Raw genomic sequence first — 19,936 nt, forward strand, 5'->3', positions numbered from 1 at the left:
ACTGACGGGCGCGTTAGAGATTGCGCGAGCTGCGCTCGCGGTCTCGTTTGATTTGCCCGCACCTGAGCTGGGGCGTCAGCCCGACTACCGGATCCCGTTCACGCGTTGCGACCTCACCGAAAATCGACTACCGTGGCGCCGATGCCAACTCGTAACGGCCGTTCCGCTCGCTCCGTCGAGCCCGCCGCGAACGCGAAGTCGTCCAAGTTGCCGAGCGCCGGGGAACGTGTGCCCCGGAAGGCCCGCAAACCCGCAATGCTGCCCAAGTCCGATGGGGACGCCGGCGTGCGGCCCTACATCGCGAGCATGGAGGCGAGGCAGGCCGCCATCGCCAACCGCGTCGACGCGCTCGTCGTGAAGCACGTGCCGGGCGTCCACAAGGCCATGAGGTGGCACTGCCCATTCTACGGCGTCGAGGGGCAGGGCTGGTTCCTCGCCTTCCCTGGTTGGGCGGCATGAGCGAAGGTCTGGCAAGCCAGGACCCCGAACTGTTGCGCCGCCTGCTGCGCGCGAAGGACCGGATGGACGCCGCCTCGCACGAGGACTGGCCCGTGGGGCGGCTGGCGCGCGTGAGCGGCGTGTCCGCGGCCCATTTCGCGCGATCGTTCAAACAGGCCTTCGGCACGCCGCCGCACCGGTACCTGCTCACGCGGCGCATCGAGCGGGCGACGGCGCTGCTCCGCGACACCGACCTTTCCATCACCGAGATCGCCTTCGAGACAGGCTGGCAGAGCCTGGGCACGTTCGGCCGCACGTTCCGCGACGTCGCCGGCCAGAGCCCAAGCGCCGTCCGTGCGCGCGCCAAGGCTTCGGCGCGCGGGCTCGACCGCGTGCCGGCGTGCATCGTCAGCGCCGCGCACCGGCCCCACCTCACGATGGCAGTTTCGGAGAAGCGGCGCCGAGTGCGGAGCGCTAAATAAACGGGTCCAGACGACAAGGAGATCCGATGACGCAGGGCGTGGACGTGGCCGGTCTGTACGTGCGGGATCAGGACGAGGCGCTGGAGTTCTACGTGGGGAAGCTCGGGTTCCGCGTCCATACGGACGTGAAGAACGGTGATTATCGCTGGCTCACGGTGCAGCACCCGGACCAGCCGTCGTTCCAGCTCGGCCTGTTCGTGCCGGGCCCGCCGGTGCACGATGCGGCCACGGCGCAGACGCTGCGCGCGGTCGTGGCCAAAGGCGCGATGCCGCCGCTGGTGCTGGTGGTGGACGACTGCCGCGCTGCCTGCGACCGGATGCGCGAGCGGGGGGTGGAGTTCACGCAGGAGCCCGTGGCCCGCTACGGCACCGTGGACGCCGGGTTCCGCGACCCGTCGGGGAACGGGTGGAAGCTGATCGAGGCGCGCCGCTGAGGCAGGGAAGATGAAGAAGACTCCATCGAAGAACGCAGAATCTCCGTCCGCGCGCATCGACGCGCGAATCGCGGAGTTGGACGACTGGCGGGGCGAGATGCTCTCGCGGATCCGCGCCCTGATCAGGGAGGCGGATCCCGACGTGACCGAGGAGTGGAAGTGGAGAGGGGTGCCGGTGTGGTATCACGATGGGATGATCTGCACCGGCGAGACGTATAAGAGTGTCGTGAAGATGACCTTCGCCAGGGGCGCCTCCCTGAAGGACCCTTCGGGCCTGTTCAATTCCAGTCTCGACGGCAACGTCAGGCGAGCCATCGACGTCCACGAAGGCGACCAGCTGGACGAGAAGGCGCTCAAGGCGCTCGTTCGGGCCGCCGTGGCCTTGAACAAGTCCGGAGCCCACGGCTAGTGTGAGAAGGGGCCCGCCCCCCTTGCGTGACCGTCCTTTGCATGATAAAGTCCTCTGTGTGTAGATAACAGAGGGTCCGTGAATCCCCCCGATTCAGCGCCGATGACCGCCGCCGCTACGTCCGACCGCATCGCCCGACGCGCCCTGCTCGCGGCCGCGCTCCTTGGCGTGCTCGCCGACCCGCTCCTCCGCAACGGACCATGGGGCCTCGGGCTCCTGGTCTGGATGTCGGCATTCGCCGCCGCCGTCGTCGCGCTCGCGCGCCGGAGCGCTCGGTCGCTCTCGCGCGAGAGCGCCATCTGGCTCACGGTTGCGGTCCTCTTCGCCGCGGGCCTGTCGTGGCGAGACGCCGACGTGCTCCAGCCATTCGACGTGCTGGCCATGCTCGCCGCGCTCGTCCTGCTCGCAATGAGCATGGGTGCCGTCCCCGTTCCCGGCCTCGCCCTCGCTCGCGTCCGCGATCTGATCGGCGCCGCGTTCGGAACGGGGCTCGAGGTGGCCACCGGCGTCGTGCCGCTTGTCGCGCGCGACGCGGGGTTCCACGCCGCGCCCCAGACGGCGACCGACGGGCGCGCCCGGCGCATCGCCAGGGCCGTGCTGATCACGGTTCCCATCATCGTCGTCTTCGCGCTGCTGCTCACGCACGCCGACCCGGTGTTCGCGTCGTTCCTCGCCATTCCCAATGTGGACCTCGCAGTCGTGTTCTCGCACGTCGTGGTCGCCGGCTTCTTCGCGTGGGTGGTGGCCGGCTGGCTGCGCCGGGCGCTCATCACGCGCCGCGCGCAGAACGGCGCGCCGGCCGCGCCACCGCCGCTCGCCCTCGGCCCCACTGACGTGACGCTCGCGCTCGGCGCCCTGAACGTGCTGTTCGCGGCGTTCGTGGTGGTGCAGATCGGTTGGTTGTTCGGCGGCCAGGCGCTCGTGCTGAAGACCACCGGCCTCAGCTACGCCGAGTACGCCCGGCGCGGCTTTGCCGAGTTGACGGGGGTGGCGGGCCTGTTGCTCCCGGTGCTGCTCGGCGCGCAGGCGCTCATTCCGGCTTCGGACGTCCGCACGCACCGGGTCTACCGGCGGCTCGCGGTTCCGCTGGTGGTGCTGCTCGGCGCCATCATGCTTTCCGCCGGCGCCCGCATGAAGTTGTACATCCACTACTACGGCATCTCCACCGACCGGCTGTACGCCTCGGCGTTCATGATCTGGCTGGCGATGGTGTTCGTGTGGCTCGCGTTCACCGTGCTGCGTTCCCGCCCACGCACCTTTGCCGCGGGGCTGGTGGCCACCGGATTCGCCGCGCTGTTCACGCTCAACGTCATCAACCCCGATGCGCTGGTGGCCCGGGCGAACCTAGCGCGCGGTGACGCCGCGCAGACCGTCACGGGGGGTCCGGATCTGCGGTACGTCGCATCGCTGGGCGGAGACGCGGTGCCGATGGTGGTGTCCGCGTTGACGGCGGGACAGTTCGCCGCCGACTCGGCCGCCCAGAGCGACCGCTGCGCCGCGGCCAAGATCGTGCTCGACCGATGGACGGGGGAGCGGCGTGCACGGATGTCCAGCAGCTGGACGCAGTGGAACGTGGCGCGGAGCCGAGCGACGCAGGCCGTCCGGGCGCATCAGGCGGAGCTGGAAGCGCTCGCCTGTCGCCCGAACGGCGCCGGTCCAACGCCTCGCTAACGCTTCTCGAGCGCCTGCTCGATGGCCTCCTTCACGTGCACCCGCGTCTCGGTCTTGAGCGCCGTGCGGAGCACGGCCTGCGCTTCCGGAGTCCCGAGTCGGCCCAGGTCCCGAACCGCGGCCTGGGAGTACAGCGGGTCGTAGTCCTTGAGCCCGCGCGTCGCCACGGCGATCGCCCGGGCGGTGTCGCCGCTCGCGAACAGGCCGCCGAGCGCCGACATGCGCAACTCCCGCACCTCGACCGGATCGGTGAGCTGCTCCAATGCGTCCAACGCCGACGGCGCGTGCATCCGCGACAGCAGCGCGGCCGCCGTGATGCGCACCCTGAGCGTGTGCGCCGGGCCGCTCGCCGCGATGACCGTGGAAAGCGCATTCGCGCCGGCCAGTCTCCCGTAGATCCCGAGCGCCGTCGCGCGCGTGCTGGAGGAGATGTCCTGGTGGTACATCGCGAGCGCCGTGTCGGCCACGCCCGCCGAGTCGAGTGAAGCGAGCCGTACCAGCGCCGCGCTTCGCACCGACGCGTCGGGGTCGCGCAGCGCCGAGCGGACGATCCGGATGGCCTGCGGCGTGGAGTCGTGCACCATCTGCTGCAGCGCCTCGACGCGGAGCTGCGGCATCCGCTCGTTCAGCACGATGAAGCGGCGCGCGTCCACCGCCGCGGTGTCCTGCGACTGCGCCAGGGCGTACAGCGCCCAGTTGCGCGCCGAGGTGTCAAGGTCGTGCTCCGCCATGTGCGCCAGCTCGTCCGGTGTCTGGTCGGTGTGCACGGTGCCGAGCAGCCACCCGCCCTCGTCGAACCGGAAGGACAGCGGCGCGCTCGGCAGCTGCATGTCGAACGTCTGCGTCTTCTCGGCCTGCACCATCACGCTGTCGCGCACGACCGAATCGGCCGTGATCACGCGGATCGTGGTGGGGAACTTGAAGAGCGGCCGCGTGGAATCGGTGGGCTGGACCTGCCGCACCGTCACGTGAAGGACGTTGGCCGCCGGATCCCACCGGCGCGTGACGTCGAGCTGTGGATAGCCAATTCCATATGCCCACTGGTCGAAGAACCAGCCGAGGTCGCAGTGGCAGGTCTCCTCGAAGGCGTCGGCGTAATCCTTGGTGGTGGTGGCCTTGTGGGCGTTGTTCACGAGGAAGCGGTGCATCCCCGCCCAGAACATCTTGTCGCCCAGCAGGCGGCGCAGTTGGTGCGCCAACTGGGCGCCCTTGGGATAGACGTGGCCGCTGAAGAAGAGCGCGATCGGATCGTTGCCCTGATACTGCCCCCAGACCAGCGGGCGGGCCTGGCGGAGATCGGCCTGCATGGCCTGCTGCTGCTGACCCCACCATTCGAGCTGCGCGGCGTCCCAGCCGCGGGTCTTCTCGTTCTGCACCGACTCCATGTACGTGGTGAGCCCTTCGTTGAGCCAGGCGTTGGCCCAGTTGGCGGTGGTCTCGTAATCGCCGAACCACTGGTGCGCCAGCTCGTGGGCGACGAGGCCTCGCGAGCCTTCCCGCGGATCGTTGCCGGGGCCCGGGAGCGAGAGATCGGTCTGCGTGGTGGCGGAGACGTTCTCCATTCCGCCGTAGGTGAAATCCGGGATCCATGATTGATCGTACTTGTCCCACGGGAAGGGGACGTCGGTGAGGCGCGAGTACAGCTCGATCATCGACGGCGTCTCGCCCGCCGCGCGCCAGCCGGCGTCGACGGTGTCGGGATAGACGTACTCGTCAACCGGCTTGCCGCGCCACTCGTCGTGCAGGATCGTGAACGGCCCCACGACGACCGAGTACAGGTACGTCGAGGCCTTCTCGTTCTGCTCCCAGTGCCAGACGTTCTGCTTGCCGCCATCCACCGGGGTCACCGAGGCCAGCGTGCCGTTGGAGAGCACCTTGAGGCCCGAGTCGGCGGTGACGAGGAACTCCCAGGTCGTCTTGTCGTTCGCGTAGTCGTAGGTGGGCACCCAGGCGCGGGTCTCGGTGGCTTCGCCCTGCGACCAGATCACGTGGCGGCGGGGCACGAAGTAGATGCCGCGTTCGGGATGCGTGTGATAGGCGAGCGTGAAGACGACCGTGTCGCCGGCGGGCACGCGCCGCGCCAGGTGCACGGTGACGTGGGTGGTATCCGACGAGAACTTGATCTGCCGCCCCCGCGCGTCGCTGGCGCGGTCGATGGTGATGTTCTCGGCGTTGAGCCGGACCGTGTCGGTCGCGACGTCGGGGATCACGGTGGTCGTCACGACGCCGGTCACCAGTCGCTTGGCCTCGTCGAACTGCACGGCGATCTTCTGGTGCACGAGGTCGAAGTCGTGTACGCCCTGCGGCCAGGTGCGCGGCGGGATGTAGTGCCCGATGGTTCCCGAATTGCGTTGGGCCAGGAGCAGCGAGGGAGCGGCCAGCGCCACGAGGGCCGCGGCGGCGAGTAGCAGGCGTTTCATGGACGGAGACTCCGAAAGTTACGAGTCGAACAGATAACACGCGCTCCCCGGCCGGGCTACCCAGCGCCCATGCGAGTTCTTAGCGCGCGGCGCTGGGTCGGGATGCGGCTGGCGCTCCGCGACTCGCGGCATGGCCCTCGGCTGGGCGGCCCGTGGGAACCGTTTACCTTTCAGGATAGCCCAGTTCACCCATTCACGTCTTGCAGGCGGAACTGACATGCCCAACGAAGCCAAATGCCCCGTCCCTCACGCCGGCGCCGGCACGTCGAACCGCGATTGGTGGCCGAACCAGCTGAAGCTCGAACTGCTGCGCCAGCATTCCTCCAAGTCCGACCCCATGGGCCAGGACTTCGACTACGCCGAGGAGTTCAGGAGTCTGGACTTGAAGGCGGTGAAGAAGGATCTCGCGGCGCTGATGACCGACTCGCAGGACTGGTGGCCGGCGGACTTCGGCCATTACGGGCCGTTGTTCATTCGCATGGCGTGGCACAGCGCCGGCACGTACCGCACCGGTGACGGTCGCGGCGGCGGCGGTAGGGGCCAGCAGCGCTTTGCCCCGCTTAATAGTTGGCCGGACAACGTGAGCCTGGACAAGGCGCGCCGGCTGCTCTGGCCCATCAAGCAGAAGTACGGCCGGAAGATCTCGTGGGCCGACCTGATCATCCTCACGGGCAACGTCGCCCTCGAGACCATGGGGTTCAAGACTTTCGGCTTCGGCGGCGGACGCGAGGACGTGTGGGAGCCGGATCAGGACGTGTACTGGGGCGCCGAGCAAACGTGGCTGGACGACAAGCGCTACACCGGCGACCGCGATCTGGAAAATCCGCTTGCCGCCGTGCAGATGGGGCTGATCTACGTGAACCCCGAAGGTCCCAACGGCAAGCCGGATCCCATCGCCGCCGCCGTGGACATCCGCGAGACCTTTGCGCGCATGGCGATGAACGACTATGAAACGGTGGCGTTGATCGCCGGCGGCCACACCTTTGGCAAGACGCACGGCGCTGGTCCGGTGTCGAACGTGGGTCCCGAGCCCGAAGCGGCCGGACTGGAGCAGCAGGGCCTGGGCTGGAAGAACAGCTTCGGCACGGGCAAGGGCGGGGACGCGATCACCAGCGGGCTGGAAGTCACCTGGAGCACGAAGCCGACGAAGTGGAGCAACGATTTCTTCGAGCACCTGTTCGGCTTCGAGTGGGAGCTGACCAAGAGCCCGGCCGGCGCGCATCAGTGGGTGGCGAAGAACGCCGAGGCGACGGTGCCCGACGCGCACGACGCGTCCAGGAAGCACCGGCCCACCATGCTGACCACCGACCTCTCGCTGCGCTTCGATCCTATCTACGAGAAGATCTCGCGGCACTTCATGGAGCATCCGGACGAGCTGGCCGACGCGTTCTCCCGGGCGTGGTTCAAGCTGACGCACCGCGACATGGGGCCGCACGCTCGCTACCTCGGCCCCGAGGTTCCAACCGAGGATCTCATCTGGCAGGACCCCATCCCGAAGGCGAATCACAAGCTGATCGGCGCGAAGGACATCGCCGCGCTCAAGGAAAAGATCCTGAAGTCCGGGCTGTCCGTTTCGGAGCTGGTGTCCACGGCGTGGGCGTCGGCGTCCACCTTCCGCGGGTCCGACAAGCGCGGCGGGGCGAACGGCGCCCGCATTCGGCTGGCGCCGCAGAAGGATTGGGAGGTCAACCAGCCGGCGCAGCTGGCCAAGGTGCTCAAGAAGCTCGAAGCCATCCAGAAGGCGTTCAACAAGGCGCAACCCAGCGGCAAGAGCGGCAAGCAGGTCTCGCTGGCCGATCTGATCGTGCTCGGAGGGTGCGCCGGGATCGAGCAGGCGGCGAAGAAGGCCGGGCACACCGTGAAGGTGCCGTTCACGCCTGGGCGGATGGATGCCTCGCTGGAGCAGACCGACGTGGATTCGTTCGCAGTGCTCGAGCCCATCGCCGACGGCTTCCGCAATTACCTGAAGGGCAAGTACACCGTGCCGGCGGAGGCGCTGCTCGTGGACAAGGCGCAGCTGCTGACCCTGACCGTGCCCGAGATGACGGTGCTCGTGGGCGGCATGCGGGTGTTGGGGACCAACGCGGGAGGCACGTCGCACGGCGCGTTCACCAAGCGGCCGGGAGCACTGACCAATGACTATTTCGTGAACCTGCTCGACATGGGCACGGAGTGGAAGCCGGTGTCGAAGGACGCCGAGCTGTTCGAGGGCCACGATCGGAAAACGGGCAAACTCAAGTGGACCGGCACGCGGGTCGATCTCGTCTTCGGTTCGAACTCCCAACTGCGCGCCTTGGCCGAAGTCTACGGGTGTCGGGACGCCCAGGAAAAGTTCGTGCACGACTTCGTCGCGGCATGGAACAAGGTGATGAACCTCGATCGCTTCGATCGTGCGTGACCGTCGGCGAACATGCAGCGATCATACGTTCAACTCCTCCTCTCGGTGATACTGCTCGTCGGAGCGGTGGCGTGTCGCGCGCGCGAGTCGGGTCGCGTCGACGCCGCGGCGCTGGAGCACTCGGCTACCGGTCCAGAGCTTCGGGTCACGATCCTCGGCAATCCTGACGATCCGAGAATTCCGCCAGTCCGTGAGGCGATTGCTCACTGGAACAGCGAGCTCCTTCGCCTCGGGCGGCGGGTTCGACTGGACTCGGGCACCGTCCTCAACGATTCTGTTCCCGACGAGCTCCTTCGCGCGGCGAGCCGAGCGGCAATGCTCGGGGGCGGGCCGGCTACCGCCCGCCTGCACGCCACGCTGCGCGACGTGCCGGCAGACGTCGTCATCGCGCTATCGCACACCGACCTGATTTCATTCAGTGAACCGTGGCATGCTGGGAGCCAAGGAGTCGTCGCCGTCCGTAGGGCCGACATCCTTCCCCTGTCGCTGCCGAACACGGTCCGCAACGTGGTGGCACACGAACTCGGCCACGTGCTCGGGTTGATGCACAACGGCGACTCCACCACGCTCATGTGCGGCCGGCCGGCGCCGTGCCGCCCGGCAACGTTCGCATTGGACCGTATCCAGTTCTTCCCGTTGACGGCGCGGGACGAACAATGGATTCGGGCGCGCTGGCCCTGAGAGATGCTCCAGCGAGCCGCCTCGTCCGTGCGGCGTACAGCGACCGTCCGCTTCGATAGCGGCATCACCGAACGACGCGCTGCCGACCGCCAGGCGTCAGGGCGCGAGGGAGGCAAGACTTGAATCTCGGTCCGGGCTTTCGACGCATCCTGTTGGCTAGCGCCACGCTGCTCCTGGTGGCGATGACCTGGATGGTGCTCTCGGGCGCCATCCACCAATGGCCTCGATCCCGCACGGGCGGCCAGCGAGTGGAAACCGCCGTGCAGCTCGCGTGCGGGCTTCTGAGCTTGCTGACCGTGCTCACGAGCTTCCGGTGGCGCCGATGGGGGCCCGGGGTCCGTTCCGCTTGGGCGGTCTCATTGACCGCAGTGGCGGGCCTCTCGTCGATCGTCTGGGGCCCCCCATCGTTGGCCGCCGGGTTCGTTCTCGCCGCAGTGGCGTTGCTCGTGGCGTTGGCGATCATCTGGCTGCTTCGGGCCGGGCTCGCGCGCTGATGATGCGCTGCCACTGATGGCGCGGGGCACGGGCGCGGCTGGCTGCGCGGGCCCGTCGTAACTTGCGACGGCGACCCCGCACAGAATGCCGGCGCGCTTTGGCAGGGTTTCGCGGTACTGCGGGGAGCGGGGTCCGTCAGGGCAGAGGCCGCTCTGGACTTTCCGGCAGAGGGTTCCAGATCAGGTGGCGTTGGTCGGACAATCCGGGGCCGGTTCTCCACCGTACGGGGCTTCTTCATGGCGGCTTCGTTCGATGGTGTTGGGCGCGCCGTTCGGCCGGCGTATGGCCTGGCGGCAGTAGCGGCGCTCGCGCTGGTCGGCCGGGGCAAGCCCGGTCGGGCGCGCGCTGGGATGCCGACGGGCCCTTCCATGTTCGCACCGAGTTCGCTCGACCCACGCGAGGGACCGACCGTCTCCAAGGTGCCCTTCGGCAACAAGTACATGACGGACGACGAGCACCGCGTAAACCGGGATGCCAATCAGAGCACGAGCCACCATGCCCCTGCGGATCTGCCTGGCGCGTTCCATGACGAGCAAGGGGGGCTCTGGTTCGCCAAGAACGGCTACTACGTCGTGGTGAGCGGCGCGAACGCGTTCAAGGAACCAGCGGCCCGGGTCCTCGCAGGCAAGCTCTAGAAGGGCACGCCCCGCCGGCCACCGGTCCAGGCGTCCTCAAGCGCGCAGAACGACCACCCAGTTCACCTGGTGAAGAGCCACGCGGCCGAGCCGATTGGCCGATTGAAAACACGAGGCGACGGCAACATGTTCGTGTTCGGGAGTGTCTACCTCTCGCAGACGCTGATGCACGAGAAGCTGCTCGATGAGCTTCGTCTCGGGATCGTCCCGCATCGGACGGAACGAAGCACGTGAAGCTCTCGTGGTCACACAGTCACGACAACCGACGAACCTCCTCAGTCCGACCATCCGCGCGCGAGTGCCACCATGAAACTGTCCAGTCTCGTCATCTACTTCATCACCGGCGGCGTGTTCACCGCGCTCATCGTGGCGCTGGAGGAGAGCGGCAAACGGACCCTGTCGGGCCTCGCCACGCTCATCCCGGTGTTCACGCTCGTCGCGTACTTCTTCATCGGGCAGAGTGCGGGAGGCGCCGCGGTCGGCCAGCACGCGAAGTGGGTATTGGCGGGCACCCTGGTCTCGTGGGTGCCGTACATGCTCGCCGTTGCGTACCTGGCACCGAAGATCGGTTCCGACAAGGCCATTCTCGCGGGAATGGCCATCTTCTTCGTGCTGGCGCTCTCGTACGTCGTGATCGCGAGTCGTCTGCGCCTGTTTCAGTGAGCGCCGGGGCCGGGTCGGAGCGCGCTTGGGGACCATAGGAAAATGCTCACAATCCTCTGACATCCGGCGCTTGCTTGCGGGGCCGGCGGTCCACATGCTGTAGGCGGCCCCCCGGACCGGCGTCGCCGGCGGAGGCGAGTTGTGGACTTCCCACCGACCGTCATGGCGACCAACGCGAAGACCGACCTCGACCACCGAGCCCCCTACCTCGCCGCCAGCATCGCCGGCGCGTTCGTGCTGCTGCTGTACCTGCTGACCCTCGCCCCGACGACGTCGATGTGGGACACCAGCGAGTACATGGCGGCCGCCTACACGCTCGGGCTTCCCCATCCGCCCGGCAACCCGCTGTTCGTGCTGCTCGGCCGGGTGATGTCGCTGCTGCCCATCGCGTCCTCGGTTGCCGCGCGAATCAACATCTTCGCCGCGTTGTGCAGCGCCGTCGCTGCGGCGATGTGGTTCCTGATCACCGAGCGCGTGCTCGCGGGGTGGTTCCAGGACCGGTGGCGCCGGATCGTCGGCGCGAGCATCTCGACGCTCCTCGGCGCCACGGCGTTCACGGTGTGGAACCAATCGGTGGTCAACGAGAAGGTCTACACCGTCTCGCTCGCCGGCATCGCGATCATCTCATGGCTGATGATCCGGTGGACCGACGCACCCGACGGGCCCAAGGCCGACAGGATGCTGGTGCTCGTGGCCTACCTGCTGGGGCTCGGCTACGCGAACCATATGGCGGGGATGCTCGCGGCTCCCGCGGTCGGCCTGGCGATCATCGTCCGCCGGCCGCGGTACCTGTTGCGCTGGAGGCTGATCCTCGCCTCGCTGCTCGCGCTCGGCTTCGGGCTCACCCCGTTCGCGACGCAGCCGATCCGCGCGGCCTTCGATCCGCCGATGAACGAAGGACAGCCCACGGCGTGCACGAATGGACTCCACTGGTCGTGCACGTTCAGCAAGGGGACGTACGACGCGTTCATGTACAATTTCAATCGCGGGCAGTATGGGAAGCCGGCGTTGAGCGATCGCCAGGCCCCATTCGTACAGGGCCAGGTGGGCATGTGGTGGTTGTACTTCAAGTGGCAGTGGATGCGCGATGCGCTCGGCCGGCACGAGGACCTGCAGAGCCTGCTCGGCGCGGCCATGCTGGTGCTCGGCCTGTTCGGCGGGTGGCTCCACTACACGCGCGACCGACGAACCTGGTGGTACTTCGCCGCGCTGCTGTTCACGACCACGCTCTGTCTGATCTACTACCTCAATTTCAAGTACGGCGCGTCACAGGCGCCGGGCCTCGGCGCCAGCGTGGAGCGCGAGGTCCGCGATCGCGACTACTTCTTCATCTGGAGTTTCTCGCCGTGGGGCGTGTGGGCGGGCCTCGGCCTGATGTCCGTCTGGGAATCCGTGGCGTCGCTGTTCGGGACGCGACCGGAGCGCATCGGGAAGAAGACCGTCGAGACGCCAGGGCGCTTCGGATGGCTGGCCGGTTCCCCCGTGCTGCTCGTCGCGATCGTTCCGCTCTTCGCCAACTGGCAGTGGGCCTCGCGCGCCGGCCAGACGGACACGCGCGACTTCGCGGTGGACCTGCTCAACTCGGTGGAGCCGTACGGGGTGCTCGTCGTGGCCGGCGACAACGATACCTTCCCGCTCTGGTACGCGCAGGACGTGGAAGGCATCCGCAAGGACGTGGTGGTCGCGAACACGTCGCTGCTCAATACCGACTGGTACGTGCGGCAACTCATCGAGCGGCCCATCTACGAGTACGATGCGGCCAAGGGGCCGGCGCTCTATCGCAACAAGGTGTGGCCCAGACCGACCACGGCGCCCCTCCGCATGACGATCGCCGAGGCCAATGCGGTGCCGGACTACGTGGCGATCCCGAAGAGGGCCACGTATGCACTTGGGCCGATCAACGCCACCATCGATCCCAAACGCCTGCCGCAGGACGCGGCCGGCACCGGCTACCTCGGGCGCGCTGACGTGTTCGTGCTGCGCATGATCAACGATTCATTTCAAGTCCGGCCCATCTACATCAGCCGGACGGCCGGGCCCATCGCGGACACGCTGGGCCTCGCGAACAACACCCTCACACAGGGGCTCGCGTCGAAGCTCTTCGTTCCGCCGGCGACCATGGGGCGCGACACCGTGCGCGTGCAGGGCGACGGCTATTTCGACGTCGACACGTCGAAACACCTTTGGAACGACGTATTTCTGGCGCCCAAGTCGTTGGCCAAGCGTCACGGGTGGGTGGACCAGCCGTCGATCGGCATACCGATCCTCTACGTGGCCACGGCCCTCGAGCTGGGACAGCTCGAACAGTCGCTGGGGGATACGCCGGGAGCCGCGCGCGCGATGCACGACGCTCGAGGCATCGTGACGGCGCTCGATCTGGAGGATTCCTTCCCGTCGCTGACGCTTCCACCGCCCCCGCTGCGGCCAGCGGGATCGGGCGATTCCGCGGCCGGGACGCTGACGCCGCTGCCGAAGCCGCCCAAGTGAGGGACGCAGGCACCGGCGCGCGATAGGTGAATCAGCGGCGCCGCGCGGGCAGATTCCCTGCGGTGCCGACGAACAGGCCACGACGTACGGGGACCCCCGACGTGCCGGTGGGCTTCTCCCGATACCCTCCGGGCCCCATATAGTTTCTACTATGGTGCACGCCTATCCCCCGGGTGCGGCATGCTCCCAACCTGCCTTGGCATCGACATCGGCTCGACCACCGTGAAGGTGGTCGCGCTCGATGCTGAACGGCACCTCCTCGCTTCGCGATACGTCCGCTCCTGCGGCCGCCCGCGCGCGGTGGTGGGCGAGACGATCGCGGAGTTGGGGCGAACAATCGATCTGAGCCGTGCCTCGATCGTCGGCCTCTCCGGCTCCGGCGGCGGTCCGCTCGCCGATCTGATCGGCGGAACCCACGTCAATGAACTGGTCGCGCAGACGCGCGCCGTGGGCGAATTCCACCAGGAAGCCCGGACGATCATCGAGATCGGCGGCCAGGATTCCAAGCTGCTGTCGCTTCGCTGGGATGAGGGGAGCCGCCAGATGATGCTGGAGGACTTCGCCATGAACGCGCTCTGCGCGGCGGGCACGGGGGCGTTCCTCGACCAGCAGGCGGAGCGACTCGGCATCGCCATCGACGGCGAATTCGCGCGTCTGGCCATGCAGAGCGTGAGCCCACCGCGCATCGCGGGGCGGTGCACGGTGTTCGCCAAGTCGGACATGATCCACCTGCAACAGGTGGGGACGCCGATGTCCGACATCCTGATGGGCGTCTGCCTGGCGATGGCGCGCAACTTCACCACGGTCATCGGCAAGGGCAAGCGATTCATTCCGCCGATCCTGTTCCAGGGCGGGGTGGCCTACAACGCGGCCGTGAAGCGGGCATTCGAGACCGTGCTGGATCTGGAGCCGGGGTCGATCCTCGTCCCCGAGCACCACACGATCATGGCGGCGCTCGGCGCGGCCTACGTGGCCATGGACGGGCACGACCGCGGGGAGACGACGCGTCGCTTCGTGGGCTTCGACCGACTGGAGGACGCGGTGCGCCGTCAGGCCGCCGCCACCGCCGGCCTGCCGGTTCTGGTGCGGGCGGAGGCGCCGGGGGCGGAGCGATCGGACGGCGCCGCGCTGCCCGCGATGGGGACGGTGGACGCGTGGCTCGGCGTGGACGTCGGGTCGGTGAGCACCAACGTCGTGCTGATCGACGCGGCGAGCCGCGTCCTGGCCCGCCGCTATCTCATGACCGCCGGACGCCCGCTCGAAGCGGTGCGCGAAGGGCTGCGGTTGGTGGCGGCCCAGGTGGGCGACCGCGTGATCGTGCGTGGCGTGGGCGCGACGGGTTCCGGACGGTATCTGACGGGAGATTTCATAGGCGCCGACGCGGTGCGCAACGAGATCACCGCGCAAGCGCGCGCGGCGGCAGCCGCCGATCCCGGCGTCGACACGGTGTTCGAGATCGGCGGGCAGGACAGCAAGTTCATCCGGCTGCAGCACGGTGCGGTGACCGACTTCACGATGAACAACGCGTGCGCGGCCGGTACCGGGAGCTTCTTGCAGGAGCAGGCCGATCGCCTGCAGATCCGGATCGAGGAGCAGTTCAGCGATCTCTCGTTCGACTCGTCGTGTCCCGCGGCGCTCGGGGAGCGGTGCACCGTGTTCATGGAGTCGGATCTGGTGCACCATCAGCAACAGGGTGCGCGGGTCACAGACCTGACCGCGGGACTCGCGTATTCGATCGCCGAGAACTACCTGAACCGCGTCGTCAACGGCCGCCCGCTGGGATCGAGGATCCTCTTCCAGGGCGGTGTCGCCTCGAATGCGGCGGTGGTCGCCGCCTTCTCAGCCAAGCTAGGCCGTCCGATCACCGTGCCTCCGAACCACGACGTCACCGGGGCGATCGGCGCGGCGATTCTCGCCCGCGAGGAGATGGCGCGGCGCAACGGCAACGGAGCAGGTACGCGGTTTCGCGGGTTCGATCTCTCGCAGCGCCGCTACGAGAGTTCGGTGTTCGAATGCAAGGCCTGCCCGAATCTGTGCGAGGTGCACAAGGTGGTGCTCGACGGCGAGACGCCGTTCTTCTACGGCGCGCGGTGCGACAAGTTCGAAGAGGCGGGTCGGGGGATCAGCGTGGGGTGGCGCCAGATTCCCGATCTGTTTGCGGAACGAGAGGCGCTGCTACTCGGGGGATGGACGGAGCCGCCCGCTCGCGCGACGGGCGAGCGGGCGCGGCTTCGCGTGGGCCTGCTCCGGAATCTGACGTTCTTCGATTTCTTTCCGTTCTGGCGCGGCTTTCTGGACCGGCTGGGCTGCGACGTCGTCCTGTCCGCGCCCACCAACCCGTCGGTGGTGAAACTCACGCAGCAGAACGCGGCGATCGAGTCGTGCTTTCCGGTGAAGCTGGCGTTCGGGCATCTGGCGGACTTCGCGGAGCGCGACGTCGACGCGGTGTTGCTGCCGAGCCTGCTGAATCGCGAGGACGGGGCGCCGGGGCAGCCGCATAATCATTACTGCCCACTCATCTCGGCGACGCCGAGCCTGCTGATGGGGAACCGGGCGTCGGGAGCGCAGGGGCCGCGCATCGTGAGTCGTGTGCTGCATCTGGCCAACGAGCGCGCGGCGCGCATCGAGCTGCGCGCGTTGGCGCGCGAATTGACCGGTGCGTCGCGCGGGCTGGCGGATGAGGCGATCCAGGCCGGGTGGGCGGCGCAGCAGGCGTTCGCCAGCGGGGTGCGGGCGCGTGGGCGGGAGGCGCTCTGCGGGGCGGGCGACGACGTGCCCAGGGTGGTGGTGGTGGGCCGGCCGTACACCGCCAACGACCCCGGCGCGAACCTCGATCTGCCGTACCGGCTTCGCCGTCTCGGGGTGCTGCCGGTGCCGATGGACTTTCTGCCGTTGGACGGCACGGGGTTGCCGGCGGTGCACGACGAGATGTATTGGCGGTCGGGGCAACAGATTCTGCAGGCGGCGGCGATCGTGCGGGACGATCCGCGGTTGCAGGCCATCTACCTGACCAGCTTCAACTGCGGCCCTGACGCTTTCCTGATCACGTTCTTTCGCGAGGCGCTCGGCGACAAGCCCTTCCTGGAACTCGAGCTGGACGATCACACGGCCGATGCCGGCATCATCACCCGATGCGAGGCGTTCTTCGACAGTCTCGATCTGCGGAGGATGGCATGACCGTGCCCGCCGAGTCGCGCACCGTGTACATCCCCTACATGTCGGATCATGCCGGGGCGGTGGTCGGGGCGCTGCGCCATCACGGAATTCCGAGCGCCGTGTTGCCGCCGCCGGACGACGAGACGCTGCAGATCGGGTTGGCGCTCTGTCGCGGGCGGGAATGTCTGCCGTGCTTCCTGGCCACGGGCGACGTCATCCGGGCGTGCCGCCACGGCACGATCGATCGGGCGCATGCCGCGTTTCTCATGCCGGGCAGTCCCGGGCCGTGCCGGTTCGGGCAGTACCGGATTCTGCACCGGGTGCTGCTCGACCGCGAGGGATTCGGCGACGTGGAGATCCTGGCGCCGAGTTCAGAAAATTCATATAGAGGCTTCGGGGCCCATCCGCAGGCGCTGCGCCTGCTGGCGTGGCAGGGCGTGGTGGCGGTGGACCTGCTGCTCAAGCTCCGGTACGAGTTCAGGCCGTACGAGCGCGAGGCCGGGGTGACGGAGGCCGCGTATCAGCGGGGGCTGCGCGGGATCGAAGCGGCGACCGCGGCGGGTGGTGGGGGGCGCCTGCTGTCGGCCATGGACGCCGTGGCCGCGGAGTTCGCGGCGTTGCCGGTGGACCGGTCGTCGCCGCGTCCCGTGGTGGCGATGTTGGGCGAGATCTACGTCATGCTGAACGCGCACAGCAACCAGGACATGATTCTCCAGCTCGAAGCGGCGGGGGCCGAGGTGGTGACGGGAACGCTCGCCGAGTGGTTCCACTTTGCGGACGAGACCAAGATCGACCGGGACGTGCTGTTCGGGTCGTGGGGGAGCATGCTCGGCACCAGGGCGCTGAGCACGTACCAGCAGCGGTTCGAGCGCCGGATGTTGGGCCGCGTCGCCCGCCTGCTGCGCCAGCCGGCCGATCCGCACATGCGCGAGTTGTTCGCCATGGCGAGCCCGTACTTCGATCCGCTGCTCGGCACGGAGGCGCTGCTCTCGGTGGCCAAGGTGGTGCATTACGCGCGCGAGGGGGTGTCGGGGATCGTGAACGTGATGCCCTTCTCGTGTATGCCGGGGATCGTGGTGAGCGGGCTCTCGGCGTCGCTGCGGCGCGACTTCGGGCAGTTGCCCTGGCTCGACGTGATGTTCGACGGCCAGAGAATCACGAACATCCGCACGAGGCTCGAGGCCTTCGTACATCAGGTATCCCAGTTCGCGCGGGCGAAGCAGAGCTGACATGGGGTGGACATCGGTGGTCAAGCGGGGGCGTTCCGTGATGCGCGTGATCGTTCGGGCGGCGGCTTCTGGCGTCTGGTTCGCGAGTGCGGCCTGCTTTGCCTACCGGCCCGTTGGTCTCGCCCCAACGCCCGGGTCCCAGGTCCGGATCGTGTTCACCAGCGCGATCACCGTTACCACGCTGGGGTCTGGATCGGACAGCACGCGGCGCGCGTACCCCGGCGTGCTGGAGGCGAACGGAACGATTCGGGCGGCCGCACGCGATACCGTCGCGTTACGCCTCGGCGAACTGCGAACGGCGCGCAGCACTCTCCCCGACGTGTCCGGGCAGGTGGCGCTCCTTCCCACGGCGCAGATCGCGCGGATCGAAGAGCGGCGCTTCCAAGCTGGGACCACGGTCTTGGTGAGCGTCGGCGTGGCCGTTCTTGCCCTCACGACCTTCATCGTCATTGTCACGGCGGCCCTGATCCGGGGATTCTAAGCCCCGACGTGGACGTCCGCGGCGTGACGTCGCTTGGCGCACTGGATCTTCGAGCGGGGAGCGGATGGCGCGCGCGCGGCGACGTTGCCGTGTCTGGCCGCATTTGCTTGACACCCGGCGAGGCGGGACGTTTAGTGTAGTGCGAAGGGTCGGCCCCGGCAGGCACCGTCAGGCGTCTGCCGCGGACCTCAACTGGGGGATAGCCACATGAATTGGATCGTCTCGTTGATCATGGGCGGAATCGTCGGCTGGCTGGCGAGCATGGTCATGAAGACCGATGCACAGATGGGCTTGGTAGCCAACGTGCTGGTGGGCATCGTTGGTTCGGTCCTGGGCTACTGGATTGCCGGACTGCTCGGCATGGCGCCCACGGGAGGCGTGATGCGCTTCGCGGTCGCGATCGCGGGTGCGGCGTTGCTGATCTTCATCCTGCGCAAGATGGGCGTCTTCGCGAAGGCGTAACGCCGGTGGCGGTGCAGCGGCGGGTGACCGCTTGGGCTGTAGGCCAGCGGCGCCCGCGCCCATGGAGTCGGCGAACTGCGAACGGCCGCCGGCTCTCTTCCTGACGTGGCGGGTGTGGCTCCGCGTTCGCGACCAATCGCGTTCATTTCACGGCCACCCTTGCGAAGGGAGGGTGAGTGTCCGCGGCATTAGGGGAATAGAATATGGCCATTCGCGTCGTTCGACTTGGCAGCCCTCGCCACGCAGACGAGGGAACCCGCATCGGGACCGTGCGCCGCCCGCCACGCGGAGTCCCGAAGGCCGAATTCGCAAAGCAGAACTGGTACGACGTATGGTTCCCGACCCTCGCGCCGAGCGCGGCGACGGTAAGGATCGGACAGGAGGCGGCCACGGTGGCGGCCTGGAACAAGTTCGCGAGGCGGTACCGGGCGGAGATGTCCTCTCGGGAGGCGGCTCACGCCCTGGACCTTCTCGCCGCGCTGTCGCAACAGAGCAACTTCTCCGTCGGCTGCTACTGCGAAAACGAAGAGCATTGCCATCGCTCGGTGCTGCGCGCTCTGCTTCTGGAGAAGGGCGCCAAAGTCGCCAGCGAAGGGGCGGTCGCGTCGCCGCGTTCGTAGCCGCGATCTCCGATGAAGCGCGTCGGCATGCTGGTGCCGGCCATCGACCTGGAGAAGGCAACCGGTCTGCTGGCCACGCGAGACGCGCCCGGGCGGTTCCGGGAATTCACGCCGGAGCGAATGCGATGCCCCTTGCTTCTCCTGACCTCAACGAAGTCTTTCCCTTATAGTCGCTCCAACGCGGAACGCGCATCATTCAACATGGCAGTGACCGGCCAGCATGGTGTGGGGCACGGGCAGGAAGGGGCGGGCCTGAACACATGACCGGTCGACCTGCGGAAACCGATGGCGTCGTGGGAGGGACTATGTGGAATCGCGCGAAGCTGTTCGTGGCGGGTTCGATGGTGGTATCGGCGATGCTTGGGGGATGCGGCGGCTCGTCGACGGGTCCGAGCCCGGCGTCTCTCACGGGGACGTGGACGGCGACCAAGATGGAGTTCGTGAAAGCGGGCAGCCCCGCCACGACGGCGGATCTCGTCGCCAAGGGCGCGACGGTCACGCTCGATCTGAGGGCAAGCCACGATTACACGCTGACGGTCAAGATGCCGGGGCAGGCCGATGAGTTGACGACGGGCACGTGGAGTTCGTCGGCGGACATGCTCTCGATGACCGTGACCGGTTTCACGGGTGAGCGGCAGTTCGCCATGAATCTGAGCGGCAATACGATCACGCTCGGTGGTGCGGACGTGGATTTTGACTTCAATGACGACGGGATTGACGAGCCGGCAAAGTTGAGTATGGTGTTGACGAAGTAACGCGCGCGCCGCGTACGGCG

20 protein-coding genes are annotated in these 19,936 nt (G+C 67.8%); 19 read left to right on the plus strand and 1 reads right to left on the minus strand.

The genetic code is table 11. The annotated features are described in order from the left end of the window. Window positions 1-255 precede the first annotated feature (255 nt). From VNF92_00880 to VNF92_00900, 5 genes are all read left to right on the plus strand, one after another. On the plus strand, window positions 256-459 hold the full coding sequence (locus tag VNF92_00880; protein HVA56415.1) for a hypothetical protein: 204 nt from the start codon (window positions 256-258) through the stop codon (window positions 457-459). Further along, window positions 456-920: an AraC family transcriptional regulator gene (locus VNF92_00885; GenBank protein ID HVA56416.1), complete on the plus strand. Its 465-nt coding sequence runs from the start codon at window positions 456-458 to the stop codon at window positions 918-920. The genes VNF92_00880 and VNF92_00885 overlap by 4 nt, the downstream gene beginning before the upstream one ends. Window positions 921-946: 26 nt before the next feature. Beyond that, window positions 947-1,354 (plus strand): VOC family protein, encoded by a 408-nt coding sequence (locus tag VNF92_00890; GenBank protein HVA56417.1) that lies wholly within the window; start codon window positions 947-949, stop codon window positions 1,352-1,354. Between the two features lie 10 nt (window positions 1,355-1,364). Beyond that, entirely contained in the window at window positions 1,365-1,763 is a 399-nt protein-coding gene (locus VNF92_00895) for a DUF1801 domain-containing protein (protein HVA56418.1), read from the plus strand. Between the two features lie 102 nt (window positions 1,764-1,865). Next, on the plus strand, window positions 1,866-3,434 hold the full coding sequence (locus tag VNF92_00900; GenBank protein HVA56419.1) for a DUF4173 domain-containing protein: 1,569 nt from the start codon (window positions 1,866-1,868) through the stop codon (window positions 3,432-3,434). On the opposite strand, the gene VNF92_00905 is transcribed toward VNF92_00900, so the two are convergent. Further along, window positions 3,431-5,854 carry a M1 family aminopeptidase gene (locus VNF92_00905; protein HVA56420.1) on the minus strand — a complete coding sequence of 808 codons (2,424 nt, stop codon included), beginning with the start codon at window positions 5,852-5,854 and terminating at the stop codon, window positions 3,431-3,433. The two genes, VNF92_00900 and VNF92_00905, sit on opposite strands and share 4 nt — an antisense overlap. A gap of 217 nt (window positions 5,855-6,071) precedes the next feature. On the opposite strand from VNF92_00905, the gene katG reads away from it, so the two are divergent. The 14 genes from katG to VNF92_00975 all read left to right on the plus strand — a co-directional run bounded on the left by katG (window position 6,072) and on the right by VNF92_00975 (window position 19,916). Continuing rightward, complete coding sequence (katG, locus tag VNF92_00910) at window positions 6,072-8,252, plus strand: catalase/peroxidase HPI (GenBank protein ID HVA56421.1); 2,181 nt, start codon at window positions 6,072-6,074, stop codon at window positions 8,250-8,252. Window positions 8,253-8,264: 12 nt separating this feature from the next. Continuing rightward, entirely contained in the window at window positions 8,265-8,933 is a 669-nt protein-coding gene (locus tag VNF92_00915; GenBank protein ID HVA56422.1) for a matrixin family metalloprotease, read from the plus strand. A gap of 119 nt (window positions 8,934-9,052) precedes the next feature. Further along, on the plus strand, window positions 9,053-9,427 hold the full coding sequence (locus VNF92_00920) for a hypothetical protein (GenBank protein HVA56423.1): 375 nt from the start codon (window positions 9,053-9,055) through the stop codon (window positions 9,425-9,427). 369 nt (window positions 9,428-9,796) lie between these two features. Further along, complete coding sequence (locus VNF92_00925; protein ID HVA56424.1) at window positions 9,797-10,063, plus strand: hypothetical protein; 267 nt, start codon at window positions 9,797-9,799, stop codon at window positions 10,061-10,063. 69 nt (window positions 10,064-10,132) lie between these two features. Further along, complete coding sequence (locus tag VNF92_00930) at window positions 10,133-10,297, plus strand: hypothetical protein (GenBank protein HVA56425.1); 165 nt, start codon at window positions 10,133-10,135, stop codon at window positions 10,295-10,297. Window positions 10,298-10,369: 72 nt separating this feature from the next. Beyond that, window positions 10,370-10,726, plus strand: coding sequence for a hypothetical protein (locus VNF92_00935; protein ID HVA56426.1), 357 nt, complete (start codon window positions 10,370-10,372; stop codon window positions 10,724-10,726). 162 nt (window positions 10,727-10,888) lie between these two features. Then, window positions 10,889-13,213: a DUF2723 domain-containing protein gene (locus VNF92_00940; protein HVA56427.1), complete on the plus strand. Its 2,325-nt coding sequence runs from the start codon at window positions 10,889-10,891 to the stop codon at window positions 13,211-13,213. A gap of 180 nt (window positions 13,214-13,393) precedes the next feature. After that, complete coding sequence (locus VNF92_00945) at window positions 13,394-16,390, plus strand: acyl-CoA dehydratase activase (GenBank protein HVA56428.1); 2,997 nt, start codon at window positions 13,394-13,396, stop codon at window positions 16,388-16,390. Further along, window positions 16,387-17,598, plus strand: a complete 1,212-nt coding sequence (locus VNF92_00950; protein HVA56429.1) for a hypothetical protein — start codon at window positions 16,387-16,389, stop codon at window positions 17,596-17,598. The genes VNF92_00945 and VNF92_00950 overlap by 4 nt, the downstream gene beginning before the upstream one ends. 1 nt (window position 17,599) lies before the next feature. Next, a complete protein-coding gene (locus tag VNF92_00955) occupies window positions 17,600-18,079 on the plus strand; it encodes a hypothetical protein (protein HVA56430.1) in 480 nt (159 codons plus the stop codon). Between the two features lie 207 nt (window positions 18,080-18,286). Next, complete coding sequence (locus VNF92_00960; protein ID HVA56431.1) at window positions 18,287-18,541, plus strand: GlsB/YeaQ/YmgE family stress response membrane protein; 255 nt, start codon at window positions 18,287-18,289, stop codon at window positions 18,539-18,541. Window positions 18,542-18,744: 203 nt separating this feature from the next. Beyond that, the gene (locus VNF92_00965) at window positions 18,745-19,161 is read left to right on the plus strand and encodes a DUF488 family protein (protein ID HVA56432.1); all 417 of its coding nucleotides are present in this window, start codon (window positions 18,745-18,747) and stop codon (window positions 19,159-19,161) included. 12 nt (window positions 19,162-19,173) lie between these two features. Further along, the gene (locus VNF92_00970) at window positions 19,174-19,425 is read left to right on the plus strand and encodes a hypothetical protein (protein HVA56433.1); all 252 of its coding nucleotides are present in this window, start codon (window positions 19,174-19,176) and stop codon (window positions 19,423-19,425) included. A gap of 41 nt (window positions 19,426-19,466) precedes the next feature. Beyond that, complete coding sequence (locus tag VNF92_00975; GenBank protein ID HVA56434.1) at window positions 19,467-19,916, plus strand: lipocalin family protein; 450 nt, start codon at window positions 19,467-19,469, stop codon at window positions 19,914-19,916. Window positions 19,917-19,936 lie beyond the last annotated feature (20 nt).

This window comes from Gemmatimonadaceae bacterium (assembly GCA_035533015.1).
Classification (GTDB): Bacteria; Gemmatimonadota; Gemmatimonadetes; order Gemmatimonadales; family Gemmatimonadaceae; genus JAGWRI01.